General features: G+C 63.5%; 10 protein-coding genes. All 10 read right to left on the bottom strand.

Features of this window, described 5'->3' with window-relative positions; translation table 11 throughout:
• Positions 1-264: 264 nt before the first annotated feature.
• The 10 genes from ASD03_RS08080 to ASD03_RS08035 all read right to left on the bottom strand — a co-directional run bounded on the left by ASD03_RS08080 (position 265) and on the right by ASD03_RS08035 (position 12427).
• Positions 265-1620, bottom strand: coding sequence for an aspartate aminotransferase family protein (locus ASD03_RS08080; RefSeq protein ID WP_057212690.1), 1356 nt, complete (start codon positions 1618-1620; stop codon positions 265-267).
• A gap of 41 nt (positions 1621-1661) precedes the next feature.
• Positions 1662-2105: a GNAT family N-acetyltransferase gene (locus ASD03_RS08075; RefSeq protein ID WP_057212688.1), complete on the bottom strand. Its 444-nt coding sequence runs from the start codon at positions 2103-2105 to the stop codon at positions 1662-1664.
• A 55-nt stretch (positions 2106-2160) separates the two neighbouring features.
• Entirely contained in the window at positions 2161-4116 is a 1956-nt protein-coding gene (locus ASD03_RS08070) for a hydantoinase B/oxoprolinase family protein (RefSeq protein WP_057205873.1), read from the bottom strand.
• A complete protein-coding gene (locus ASD03_RS08065; RefSeq protein ID WP_057212686.1) occupies positions 4109-6148 on the bottom strand; it encodes a hydantoinase/oxoprolinase family protein in 2040 nt (679 codons plus the stop codon). The genes ASD03_RS08070 and ASD03_RS08065 overlap by 8 nt, the downstream gene beginning before the upstream one ends.
• Before the next feature lie 125 nt (positions 6149-6273).
• Positions 6274-7245 carry a helix-turn-helix domain-containing protein gene (locus ASD03_RS08060; RefSeq protein ID WP_057205869.1) on the bottom strand — a complete coding sequence of 324 codons (972 nt, stop codon included), beginning with the start codon at positions 7243-7245 and terminating at the stop codon, positions 6274-6276.
• Between the two features lie 240 nt (positions 7246-7485).
• Positions 7486-8853 carry an amidase gene (locus tag ASD03_RS08055; protein ID WP_057212684.1) on the bottom strand — a complete coding sequence of 456 codons (1368 nt, stop codon included), beginning with the start codon at positions 8851-8853 and terminating at the stop codon, positions 7486-7488.
• Positions 8854-8864: 11 nt separating this feature from the next.
• Positions 8865-10085 carry an extracellular solute-binding protein gene (locus ASD03_RS08050; protein WP_057212682.1) on the bottom strand — a complete coding sequence of 407 codons (1221 nt, stop codon included), beginning with the start codon at positions 10083-10085 and terminating at the stop codon, positions 8865-8867.
• Positions 10082-11161: a GTP-binding protein gene (locus ASD03_RS08045; protein ID WP_057205863.1), complete on the bottom strand. Its 1080-nt coding sequence runs from the start codon at positions 11159-11161 to the stop codon at positions 10082-10084. Before ASD03_RS08045 ends, ASD03_RS08050 begins: the two co-directional genes overlap by 4 nt.
• Positions 11154-11486: a hypothetical protein gene (locus ASD03_RS08040; protein WP_025429664.1), complete on the bottom strand. Its 333-nt coding sequence runs from the start codon at positions 11484-11486 to the stop codon at positions 11154-11156. The genes ASD03_RS08045 and ASD03_RS08040 overlap by 8 nt, the downstream gene beginning before the upstream one ends.
• 59 nt (positions 11487-11545) lie before the next feature.
• A complete protein-coding gene (locus tag ASD03_RS08035; protein WP_057212680.1) occupies positions 11546-12427 on the bottom strand; it encodes a polysaccharide deacetylase in 882 nt (293 codons plus the stop codon).
• Between the last annotated feature and the right edge of the window lie 70 nt (positions 12428-12497).

Here is a 12497-nt window from a genome sequence, read left to right as displayed (position 1 = left end):
CCGGCTCAATGAAGGCATCGCAGCCATCAAGATCTCTGCGATTGCAGCGACTTGGGGGTACGGCAAACGGGACTGTCGAGCGCGAGCTGCAGCCGACCGGGTCGCTGTTCGTCGGATATCGGTTCTGATCGAAGGGCGATGGCTCACAGGTATGGTCGCCACGTCATGGCGGCCTCTGGCGTTCCTGATTTCGTCGTCGTGAAGACGCCCGCAGCCCGGCGTACCGTGAGCCCGCACTATGATGCGGGCCCGATGCCGGGATGCTTATGCCGCCGCCTGCCTACCGAGTTGCTCAAGGCTCGCCTCGACGATATCGAACATCTCGTCGATCTCGGCGGCGGTGATGATCATCGGCGGGCAGAAGGCGATGGAATCGCCGATGTTGCGGCAGATCAGGCCGTTCCTCTGCAGGATCGCACCAACCCGCGCGCCCGTCGCGCCTGCGGCCGCCCCATCCGCCGCCTCGAGTTCGAGCGCACCGATGAGGCCGACGCCGCGCGCTTCGACAGCCAGCGGATGCCGTTCGAGCGCATTGAGCCGACCGAGGAAATGCGGCGCAAGACGGCGGACATTGCCGACCAGGTCCTTCTCCTCGATGATCGCCAGGTTTTCGAGCGAGACTGCAGCGGCGACCGGATGGCCGCTGGCGGTAAATCCATGCCCGAGCGCACCGATCCGATCTGCCTCATTGGCGATCGGCTCGTAGACGTTGTCGTTGATCATGAGAGCCGCGATCGGCTGATAGGACGATGACAGCTGCTTGGAGAGCGTCATGATATCCGGCCGCATGCCGAAGGTCTCGGATCCGAACATGTTGCCGGTGCGCCCGAAACCGCAGATCACCTCGTCGGCAATCAGCAGGATATCGTATTTCCGCAGCACGTCCTGGATGGCCACCCAATAGCCCTCCGGCGGAACGATGACGCCGCCGGCCCCCATAACCGGCTCGCCGATGAAGGCGGCCATCGTCTCCGGCCCCTCCTCGAGGATGAGCGCCTCCAGCTCTTCTGCACAGCAGCGCGAAAAGGCAAGCTCATCCTGCCCCGGCTCCGCACCGGTGCGATAATGCGGGCAGGTCGTGTGCAGGATGTTGGGAAACGGCAGATCGAACGATCGATGGTTGTTGGGGAGGCCCGTCAGGCTGGCGCTCAGCGCCGTCACGCCGTGGTAACCCTTGATGCGCGAGATGATCTTTTTCTTTTCCGGTTTGCCTAGCGCGTTGGAGCGATACCAGACCAGCTTGATCGCTGTATCGTTCGCCTCGGATCCGGAGTTGGCGAAGTAAACCTTGGACATCGGCACCGGCGCCATGCCGACCAGCTTCTCCGCCAGATCCGCCACCGGCCCGTGCGATTTCTGCGAGAAGGTATGATAGTAGGGTAGCCTCGCCATCTGGCTGCGCGCGGCTTCGACCAGCCGTTTCTCGCCGAAGCCGACGGCCACGCTCCAAAGCCCGGCCATGCCCTCGATATAGCGCTTGCCGCTGTTGTCGAAGACGTGGATGCCCTCGCCGCGGTCGATGATCAGCGGCCCTTCCCGCTCCAGCTTGCGCGGATTGGTGTAGGAATGGAGATGGTAGGCCATGTCCCGCGCTTCGGTGGAATTAGGCTGTGCGGTCATCGGCGTCTCCCGTTTTGATGCATGATCACTCTGGTGCGTGGTTACAAGGCGATATCATAGGTCAGCCAATCCGTTCTGGTGGCCAGCTGATCATAAAGGCCGCGAGCCCGGTAGTTGTTGTCGCGCGTGATCCAGCGGATGACGGACCAGCCGCGCTCTCGCCCGATTTCGGCAACGGCGCGGATCAGCGCCGGTGCTGCGCCGCTGCCGCGCGCCTCGGGCGCAACGAAGAGATCGTCGAGAAAACCCCCGCGCGCCGCCATCAGCGGCCGGATATATTCGCGAAAATGGGTCAACCCGATCGGGCGACCCGAGCCATCGAGCGCCAGCCGGCATTCGAGCTGGCCGTCGCGGATCCAGCTCCACACCCGATCCCGCATCTCGTCGGTCTGATCAACCCCGTAGAAGGCGGCAAATCCCGCATGAAGCTCGTTCCATGCGGACCTATCGGCCTCAGCGGCCGCAACGATCGTAACACCCGCCATGACATCCCCCCGTATTCGGGTAGGCGAACCGCCCACCCACCAAGCATTTGCGTTGCTACTGCCAGGCAGCCACTGAGCGTTTGCGATACATGTTGCGAAACTGTTCGGTGGAGACGGGTAGCAGATCGCCCGTATCCCAGTCGAGGATCACGGCATAGCGGCGCACCGCGTCGAGCGCATTGATTTCCCCCGCCTTGAACTTTGCCGAGACCTCGGCCGGATCTGCGCCCAGCCAACCCAACCGGTCTGCCCGGATCTGTCGCCGCAGTTCGGCCGTCGCGGTGGCATCGATCTCGTAGGCGCAGATTTCCGGATCGACGGGATCGATGACGACGCCATAATCCTTCGCCGCCCGCTCGACCGAGACGTAGTCGTCGATGACATCGGCCAGCACCCGTTGCGGATCGCGCTCGAGCGGATCGCCGAAGCCGCCGCCGCCCGCGGTCGGGCGCGAGAAGACGTCCCCCGCCTCGATTGCCACATCGGAGAAAGTAGCGCCGAGCCATTCCGTCTTGCCGGTCTTTTCACGGGTCAGCGTTAGCCCGTGCGGCATCGACGGCAGCCCGCCCTCGATGCCCCAAACGATGGCGCGCTCGCGGTCGCAGATATAGGAAATGACGGTATTTTCGGCTTCGAGCATGCGGGAAGTCTTGAGCACACCGGCACCGCCGCGCCACTTTCCGGGGCCGGCAGAATCCGTCAGCACCTCGAACTCGGTGGTCAGGATCGGATTTGCCCGTTCCTGTCCCTCGACCGGCTGGGCCATCAGGCCGGTTCCGAAGCAGGCCGTCGTCACATTGCAGCCGTCCATGCCGTTGCGCCCGCCCCAACCGCCGGGAAGCCAGTCGTAGAACATGAAGATCGGCTTTTCCGCGGCGCGTGCATCACGCCCGCCGGTCAGCAGGTATTCGAGGTTGAAGGCACAGGCGATGGCGCGCTCCGGGATGATCTTCGACCAGATCTCGTAGATCGCGTTCATGATCTTCTCGAAGGGCATGAGGAAGCCGGTGACGGCCACCGGCCACTTCGCATCGACGATCGAGCCTTCGGGCGCGATGATTTCGAACACCCGGTAGAAGCCGCTGTTGAGCGGCAGGTCGGGGAAGAAGGTCTTCATCCCCGCGGCGACCGCCGAGAAGGTCGCGCCGAAGGCGGAATTGTAGATCGAGCCGATGGTCGGGTGGCTGCCGGTGAAGTCGTAGATCGCCCGGTCACCCCTAATCGTCAGCTTGACCTTGATCGGGATCATGCCCTCGTTGCCCGCCGGATCACGGTCGATGAAGTCCTGCGTTTCCCATTCGCCGTCCGGCAGTGCGGCGATCCGCTGGCGCATGGCGCGCTCGACATAGTCCTGCACGGCGCCGAGCCCCTGTTTCACCGTGCCCTCGCCGTATTTGCCGACCAGCCGCAGGATCTCGCGCTCGCAGACCTGGGTCGCCTGCGCCTGGGCATGGATGTCGCCGATGATCGAGGCGGGGTCGCGGGTGTTGGAAGCGATGAGGTGGGCGACATCCTTGCAGAACCGCCCCTTGTCGAACAGGCGGATCGGGGTGATGCGCATCCCCTCCCTGAACATCTCCTTGGCGGCGACATCAAAGGAGCCTGGGACGCTGCCGCCGAGATCCGACCAGTGTCCGTTCGACTGGCTGAAGGCGATGATCCTGCCGTCGACGAAGATCGGCCGGATCAGCCGGACGTCGTTGAAATGCGTGCCGCCGGCATAGGGATCGTTGATGGCGTAGACGTCGCCGGGATGCATGTCGCCATCGAAGGCGCGGATGACGTCCTTGCAGGTGAAATGCAGGGTGCCGACATGGACCGCAATATCCTGGTTACCTTGAGCTGCCGAATTGCCTTCGGCATCGTGAAGGGCACTGGAGAAGTCGCGGTTGTAGATGACAAAGGAATAGCAGGTTCTCAGGATCTGCTCGGCCATCTGATCGACGCTGGTGATGAAGGAGTTCTTCAGGACCTCGAAGGTCACCGGGTCAAGGTTTTGCTGTTCAGACATTCGCTTCACCTTCGATGCGGATGATGATGTTGAGATAGGTGTCCACTTCCGCGGTCGTTCCCGGCGGGACGACGACGGTCGAATCGAGTTGCTCGACGATGGCAGGGCCCTTGAAGACGAACCCTGCGGGCAAGGTTTCGCGATCGTAGACGGGCGTATTGAGCGCGGCCTCGGCTTCAAACCATACGCTCCGCCGCGTCTTCGGCTCGGGGATCACTCCCGTCGGCTCGTGGCGTGCCAGCGACGCCTTCGGCACCATGCCGACGGCCTTCAAGTTGATGCGGAACAGGCTGACCGGCGTTTCGTCGCGACGGAAATTGTATTCGCGCTGATGCTCACGGTGGAAGGCTTCGACCAGCGGCGCGATGTCGGTGACCGGCGCTGGTGCGGTGACGGAGAGCGAACGCCACTGCCCGAGATACATCATGTCGATGCTGCGCTGGAGCACCACGTCCTTAGCCGCGACACCTTCATGGGCGAGCCGCTCCGATGCTTCCTGTTCGAGGCGGAGGAAGGCCTCTTCGATCGCCGTTGCGTTGGCGTCGGCGGCCGCCTTCAGGTAGCTTTCGGAAAAATCGTGCTGCATGTCGACGAGCAGGCAGCCGAGCGCCGAAGTGACGCCGGGGTTCGGCGGAACGATGACCGCGGGGATCGAAAGTTCGCGAGCGATCGCCGCGCCATGCAGGGCTCCGGCACCGCCGAAGGCGACGAGCGCAAAATCGCGTGGATCGTAGCCACGGCTGATCGAGATCAGCCGCACCGCGTCCGACATATTGGCATTGGCAACACGGATGATCGCATCGGCGGCCGCATGCGGCTCTAGCCCGAACGGCTCGGCGACCCCTTCGCGGACGGCCTCGAGGGCAAGGTTCGCGTCAAGCGTGATCTTGCCGCCGGCAAGGCTGGTACCGAGGCGACCGAGCACGACATTGGCATCGGTGTTGGTCGGCTGCCGGTTGCCCTTGGCATAACAGGCAGGGCCTGGATTGGCGCCGGCCGATTGCGGACCGTTGCGCAGCGATCCGGCCTCGTCAGTCCAGGCAAGCGACCCGCCGCCGGCACCGATCGTCAGAACCTCGATCGAGGAGAAGCGGATCGGATAGCCGAATTCGATGAACCAGTCCTTGGTGATGCGCGACTGGCCGTCATAGGCGAGCGACACGTCGGTCGAGGTGCCGCCCATGTCGAGCCCGATCGAATTGCGGAAGCCGCAGAGCTCGGCGATGTATTTGCTGGCGATAGCACCGGCAGCAATGCCGGAACCGGCAAGCCGTGCGGCAAAGTCCTCGACGCTCTTCGGGGTCATTACCCCACCGCCTGTGTGCAAAAGCAGAAGATCGCGTTCATAGCCTTCCTGCTGCAGCCGCTTGCCGAGCCGCGATGTATAGTCGACGACAACGGGGCTTAAGGCCGCATTGGCGACGGTCGTGGAGAACCGCTCATGCTCGAAGATCTCGGGCAGGACTTCCGACGAGGTCGACACCGGCACGCCGGGCATCACCTCCATCAAGATTTCCTTCATGCGGCGCTCGTTGGCGCCGTTCATGAAGGCGTTCATGAAGCAGACGGCGACGGCCGCGACATTGCGGCGCTTGAGAATGCGTGCGACCTCCCGGGCCTCGTCTTCGTCGAGCGTGGCGACGATCCCGCCCTGCGCGTCGACACGCTCCGTCACCACCAACCGGTCGCGCCGCGGCACATAGGGCGGCACTACGTCCTTGTAGGTATCCCAGAGGTCTTCCTTGTTGGCGCGGCGGATCTCGATGACGTCGCGGAAACCTCTCGTGCAAACCATCGCCGTGCGCGGCAGGCGCCGCGTGATCAGGGCGTTGGTGGCAACGGTGGTGCCATGCGAAAACAGCGCCACCTTCGACAGGTCGATGCCGGCTTTTTCGACGCCAGACATGATCCCGTCGATCGGATCGGCGGAGGACGACGTCTTTTCGACCCGGATCCGGCCCGTGGTCTCGTCCATGATGCAGATGTCGGTAAAGGTGCCACCGACATCGACCGCAACTCGAAGGTTCTGCAAAATCCGTCTCCTGTCTTTCATCCGTTTAAAAGCGGGCATCCGTTGAAAATCGGGCAAGGCTTCGCCCTTCGCCCGGTCGGGCGTGCGACCGCCTCACGTCTGTCTGGGGTTTGTCGCCGTCCGGCTCAGCCGGGGCTGCTCGGGCTCGTCAGATGGGAGCGCTCGCGCGCTTCGCTCGGGCTGTAGCCGAAATGCGCCTTGAAGTGGCGGCTCAACTGCGCGTGGTCGCTGAAGCCGAGTGCATAGGCGATTTCCGAAACCAGCTTGCGGCAGGTGGGATCGCGCAGCATCTCGTCGCAGCGCAGAAGCCGCTGGACCCGGATCCAATGGCACACGGACGTGCCCTGCCTCTTCATCAGTTGGTGCAGGTAGCGCACCGAGATGCCGCAGGCATCGGCGATCACCTGCGGACCGAGATCGGCCCGGGCGAGATTGGCGCGAATGTAGCTCTCGACGCGATGCAGGTGGCCGACCTGAACCGAGCCTGCGTCCGACGTCAGCATGCGTTCGTCGGAGATCAGCGACATCGCGAGGATATCGACCAGGTGCTTGCCGGTCATGTCGCGGGCGGGCGCATCCATCTCGACAAGCCGCGGCGCAACAAGCCGGATCATGTCGACGAACAATGCGCCGGTGCCACGGGTGGAATCGAAGCTGAGCGACGCGATACGTTCGGGAAGGCCGACACGCGGACGCAGCGTGGCAATCGGCACCTTCAGCACCCAGAGCGTGTTCTTGGCCGTATAGCTGAATTCGTACGGCAGATGGCTGCGCTCGACGAGGAAGGCCCCCGGCTTGCAGCGCACTGCCTTACCGGCCTGCTCGAAGCTGATCTCCGCCGTCTCCGGCACGGTGATCAGATAGCTTTCTTCGCGCTCATGCAGCAGGTGCCGTTTCTGTCGGCGATAGAGCAGCCCGTCGGATTCAAGCCGCGACAGCGATACCGCGCCGAGATCCCAGACGTTCAACTCGCCGGAAAACTCCGCCGAGTTCTGGAAGCGCAGATCGAGCGGGAAGTAGGTGCTCGATACCGCCTCGTCCCAATAGCGCTTGCGCTCGAACGCAACCGTGCCTGCCGTGGAATAACTCACGTCCATGCGAAGCTCCCATCCAGTCCGCCGTCCGTCTGCTTCAGCTGTTCCCGTGTTGCCAAGGCGACGGCCGATCGCGGCCTATTCTTCCTGACCGGCTGCCTTGAATGTCGCGGCCTCTTCAGGGCCTTTGCGACCGGCGTTTCCGGAAGGTCGTCAAGCAGTAGACTATCTCTTTCCCGCCCCGGCTAGTCGCAAAGTGCGCTCGCTCTTGTCGGTAGGCGTAGTTTCCGAGCGACCTGCCCCTCAATCGGCACGAACGATTGCCTCGGCCGCAAGCGCCATCGACAACAGATGCGCATCGTGATGCGGCTGGGCGGAAAGCAGCAGGCCGACCGGCATACCGGCGGCGCCAATGCCGCACGGTAGAGAGACGCCGCACCAGTCAAGGAAATTGCCGATCGAGGTGTTGCGCAGGGTCCGGGCGTTGGTTTCGACGAACAGGGCGTCGTCATTGAGAAGCGGCGCCGTGGGTGGCGCCACATGGGCAACGGTGGGATAAGCGACAAGCTCGTTCGACCCAATATGGGCGGCGATCTCGGCGATCAGCGCCTCCCGCGTGTTTAGCGTCTCGACATAATCGGAGAGGCTTATGTTTTGCCCGAGCCGGGCCCGTGCCACGACGCGCTGGTCCATCGATGCCGCCTGCGACCCTTCGAGCCGGTCGCGATGGAGCGCGAAGGCCTCGGCCGTGACCAGCGGTCCGTGCCGCGCCATGGTCTCGAAAATGCGCTCGAATGCCGGAAACGGCTGGCGGCGCACACGGGCGCCGGCGCGCTCCAGCCGCCCGAGTCCGGCTTCGAAAGCGGAAACGACACCGTCTTCGGCACCGTCGAAAACCACCGTTGTCGGCACCACGAGCGACAGGCCATCGAGACTGCCCCGCCGGATTTCCGGCGCGGGCAGACCTCGCATCGCCGCATCGACCCAGACGGCGTCCTGCACCGTCCGGCAGAGGGGACCGAGCGAATCGAGGCTCTTGGCGAGCGGAAAGACGCCACGCATGGAATAGCGGCCGCGCGTCGCCTTGTAGCCGACGATACCGTTGAAGGCGGCCGGAATGCGGATGGATCCGCCCGTATCCGTGCCGATCGAAACCGGCACGAGGTCGGCGGCTACGGCGGCACCGGAGCCGGAGGACGAACCGCCCGGCAGGCGGTCGACATCGCGCGCCCGCGGATTGCGCGGCGTGCCGTAATGCGGGTTGATGCCGAGCCCGGAGAAGGCAAATTCGCTCATGTTGACGCGACCAACGCTGACCATGCCGGCATGGCCGAGCGCGGTCACCATCGCCGCGTCCTCTTGTGCCGCCGGCGCGTCCTTCAGCACCACCGATCCCGCCGTCGTCGCCACGCCTTTGATGGCAAACAGGTCTTTCCACGCAACGGGAATTCCGTCGAGCAACCCAAATGAACGGCCGGCGGCGATGCGCCGGGCGGAGGCCTCCGCCTCCCGCATCGCCCGCTCCGGCAGAATCGTGGTGAAGATCGCTTGGTCGTCGTGACTGCGGATCCGCTCAAGCGTCCAGCGTGTCAGCTCACGCGGATCGAGCGCACCGGACTGCAGCAGCACTGACAGCTGCGCGATCGACCGTCCACTGAAGTCCTGCGTCATCCCGTTTCCCTCTATCGTTCGACCAGCTGCATCCAGCGGCGAACCAGATAATTGTGCTCGTCCATGGTGGTATTCCAGACCGCGATGCAGTTGGCGCGCTGCCAGTAGGAGCCGCCGCTCCTGACCGATCCTGCCCGAATGCGTATGGTGCCGTCCGGGCCCGGCAGGTCGCATGCCGCCGGCAGGCCGCCGTACCAGTAGTCCCATTCGGCCACCGACATGAATTGCCTCGAACGCTCCGGCGTCGAGATGTAGTAGCCTTGCCGCGCCACGACCGAGCCCGGCCAGCCGGATATCCACCAGTTGAGATACTCATAGGCGACGTCGCGCATGCGGCCCGACAGATGGCGTGCGAGACACAGGCCGCCATGCCAGGCACGATATCCCTCAGCCGGCACCGCCTGTTCCACCGGAACGCCCTGGCCGTTGAGGATGCTGATGCCCGTCGACCACATGCTCTGGATATCGGTCTCGCCGCGCACCATCAGCCGCGCTGCATCCTCGGCCGTCCGCCAGAAGGCGCGGAAATAGCCGTTCTTCTTGCGCTCCTCAAGCAGACCGATCAGCCGGTCGATCTCGTCAACAGTCATGGCGCCGATATTGTCGAACGACATCAGGCCGGATGCCTGCGCGGCAAGGGCTGCATCGAAGATACCGATCGCCGGCTCGTCGACGAGGGCTGCGCGTCCGGCCCAGCGCTCGTCGAGCAGCGCCGCCCAGCTGTTCATCGAAACCGTATTGGGGGCAACGTCGGTCCTGTAGGCGAAGCTGTCGAAATTATGCGTCGTCGGCAGCATCGAGATCGTGCTCGACGGCGTGTCGCCCAGTTCGAGATTGGGCTGCACGAACAGCTTCTTTACCGGCGCATCCCCCTGCCCCAGCCTGGCATTCGGGCCGATATGGCCGGTCTTCGTCAGATCGTTGATCTGGTCCCAGAGCGCGATGCGGCCAATCTCGATCGGCTGGATCGCCCGCCAGTACCAGACGATATCCAGATTATGGAAACACTGGTCGTAGATGTCGTAACTATCCGGCTCCTGCGCCGCCTTGTGCTGAGTGGTCAGGAAGTCGTTGTTGTCGAATACGACCTCGATGCCGAGATCGGCCTCGGCGCGAACCCGCAACTCCTCGAGCAGAGAAATCGCCGTGCCAAGCACGCGCAGGCGTGGGCGACCGGAGAGATGGAGGGATGGCGTCGCCATCGTCGCTTGGTCAGGCAGGTGCTTGTTCATGAAGACGACTGACGTTCCTGAAGACTGCGTTTCGGGACGGCCGCATCCTCGACGGAGGACCGGTCGAGGGCAAAAGCCTCGAACGACCGTTTCAGCAGTTCGACATCCAGACCGTCAACAATAAACACGATGCGCGAGCGGCGATCTTCGTCCGGCCAGCGCTCCATATGAACAGGCGTGTGGACCAAATGCTGAACGCCATGAATGGCGACAGGGCGCTCCTCGCCTGCGATGTTGAGAATGCCCTTCACCCGCAGCACCTTCTCGCCGTGACGGTTGAGCAGCATTGTCAGCCAGAGGCCGAAAGCCGTCCAGTCGATGGCGCGCTCCACGGTCATGACGAAGGAGGTCACCGCGGACTGGTGCACGGAGCCTTCCGCCGTTGCCAATTGAACCGGCGCCTCGCAATAGAAACCGCTGGTCGATTGCAGCGCGGCGGCGCGCAGGCCGAGGTTCTCGTCGACAAGCTCGGCAACGGCGAAGGACAGATCGGTCGCCATCAGCAGCGGCGCGTCCGGATTGATGTTGCGCAATTTCTCGACAAGACGGGCGACATCGGCCGGCAGCGCCAGATCGGCCTTGGTGACGACCAGCCGGTCTGCAACAGCAGCCTGCCGGTTGGATTCGACATAGGTGCCGAGTTGGCCGAGCCCGTTGACGGCATCGACGGTGGTGATGACGTTGCCCGGGCGGAAATGGTGGCGCAGCACCGGGTCGGATTTGATCGTCGACAGCACCGGGAACGGATCGGCAAGCCCGGTGCTTTCGACGACGATGCGGCGGAAAGGCGGAACCAGCCCGCGCTCCCGCTTCGAATGCAGATCCTTGATGGCATCGGCAAGCTCGCCGCGCACCGTGCAGCAGAGACAGCCCGATTGTAAGAGCACCATGGTATCGTCGATGCGCTCGACAAGATGATGGTCGAGCCCGACCTCTCCGAATTCGTTGATGAGGACCGCTGCATCCGAAAGAGCCGGATCGGCGAGCAGTCGCGCAAGCAGAGTCGTCTTGCCGGAGCCGAGGAAGCCCGTGAGCAGGTTGATCGGGGTCAGCAGCGGGATCTGCGGCTCAGTCATCGATCGCGGCCTCAGCAGCAGTAACCAGGGCCACATCGAGCGGATCGCAGGGACGGCCGCAAAGCCGTTCGGCGGCCGGCCAGAGATGACCGAGATCCTCGATGATCTCAGTCTTGCCCGTCCGTGTGGACAACACGAAGGACGCGCCCTGCCAATCGGAGATGGTCAGACCGAAGCGCGCCAGCATTGCATTGGCGATGCGCACCCGGTTGGCGCGCTCGCGCCTTCGATCGATGCGCTCGACATTGCGGGTATAGACGCCTGGCCGCGCCACCGCATCGGCCCAGTGTTCGTTGCCTCCAAGGACGCCGCAGAGAGAGCACATCGTTTGATCCAATCGGTGTAAAAAGCGGGGACGGCGCTCGGACCGCCCCCGTCAGTCGCTCACTTCTTGCGCGGGAAGCGCTTGGCGAAATCGTCGGCGATCTCGTTCATGGTCACGAACTTCACGCCCGGATGCTTGATCATGTGGGCATAGAGCCGCTCCAGCATCATCAGCACCTGCGGCCGCCCGGCAACATCAGGATGGATCGTAATCGGAAAAACCGCATAGTCCATCTCGCGATAGACCCAGTCGAACTGATCACGCCACATCTGCTCGATGTCGCGCGGATTGACGAAGCCGTGGCTGTTCGGGGCCTTCTTCATGAACATCATCGGCGGCAGGTCATCGAGATACCAGGAGGCCGGAATTTCGATGAGATCGGTCTCCTTGCCGCGCTGCAGCGGCACCATCCATTCGGACGGCTTCTTGGAGTAGTCGATCTTCGTCCACTTGTCGCCGACGCGGACATAATAGGGCGTGAAGTCGTCATGCATCAGCGAGTGATCGTACTTGATCCCGCGTTCCAGCAGCAGCTCGTTGGTGACGTTGGAGAACTCCCACCATGGCGCGACATAGCCGGTCGGGCGCTTGCCCGAGAGCTTGGTGACGAGATCGATGCTCTTGTCGAGGACTTCGGTCTCCTGCTCGCGCGTCATGGCGATCGGGTTTTCATGGGTGTAGCCGTGAATGCCGATTTCGTGGCCGGCGTCCGCCACAGCCTGCATCTGTTCCGGGAATGTCTCGATCGAGTGGCCGGGAATGAACCAGGTGGTCTTGATGCCGAAGCGTTCGAACAGTTTCAACAGTCGCGGGCTGCCGACCTCGCCGGCAAAAAGGCCGCGCGAGATATCGTCGGGCGAATCCTCGCCCCCGTAGGACCCGAGCCAGCCGGCGACCGCGTCGACGTCGACGCCGAAGCTGCAGAGGATTTCCTTGGCCATGGTATGTCTCCTTCGTGTTTTCTCTTCTCGTAAGTCAGAGCGGGATGCGGGCGGAAAACCGCACACATTG

The sequence above is a fragment of the Ensifer sp. Root127 genome (assembly GCF_001425225.1).
Taxonomy (GTDB): Bacteria; Pseudomonadota; Alphaproteobacteria; order Rhizobiales; family Rhizobiaceae; genus Ensifer; species Ensifer canadensis.
The sequence above is the reverse complement of the archived record's forward strand: the minus strand, read 5'-3'. Positions and strand labels throughout refer to the sequence as shown.

Bases quoted from the DNA above. Each gene is read 5' to 3' on its own strand.
- ASD03_RS08080 (WP_057212690.1), bottom strand. From the start codon at position 1,620: ATGACCGCACAGCCTAATTCCACCGAAGCGCGGGACATGGCCTACCAT.
- ASD03_RS08075 (WP_057212688.1), bottom strand. From the start codon at position 2,105: ATGGCGGGTGTTACGATCGTTGCGGCCGCTGAGGCCGATAGGTCCGCA.
- ASD03_RS08070 (WP_057205873.1), bottom strand. From the start codon at position 4,116: ATGTCTGAACAGCAAAACCTTGACCCGGTGACCTTCGAGGTCCTGAAG.
- ASD03_RS08060 (WP_057205869.1), bottom strand. From the start codon at position 7,245: ATGGACGTGAGTTATTCCACGGCAGGCACGGTTGCGTTCGAGCGCAAG.
- ASD03_RS08055 (WP_057212684.1), bottom strand. From the start codon at position 8,853: ATGACGCAGGACTTCAGTGGACGGTCGATCGCGCAGCTGTCAGTGCTG.
- ASD03_RS08050 (WP_057212682.1), bottom strand. From the start codon at position 10,085: ATGAACAAGCACCTGCCTGACCAAGCGACGATGGCGACGCCATCCCTC.
- ASD03_RS08045 (WP_057205863.1), bottom strand. From the start codon at position 11,161: ATGACTGAGCCGCAGATCCCGCTGCTGACCCCGATCAACCTGCTCACG.
- ASD03_RS08040 (WP_025429664.1), bottom strand. From the start codon at position 11,486: ATGTGCTCTCTCTGCGGCGTCCTTGGAGGCAACGAACACTGGGCCGAT.
- ASD03_RS08035 (WP_057212680.1), bottom strand. From the start codon at position 12,427: ATGGCCAAGGAAATCCTCTGCAGCTTCGGCGTCGACGTCGACGCGGTC.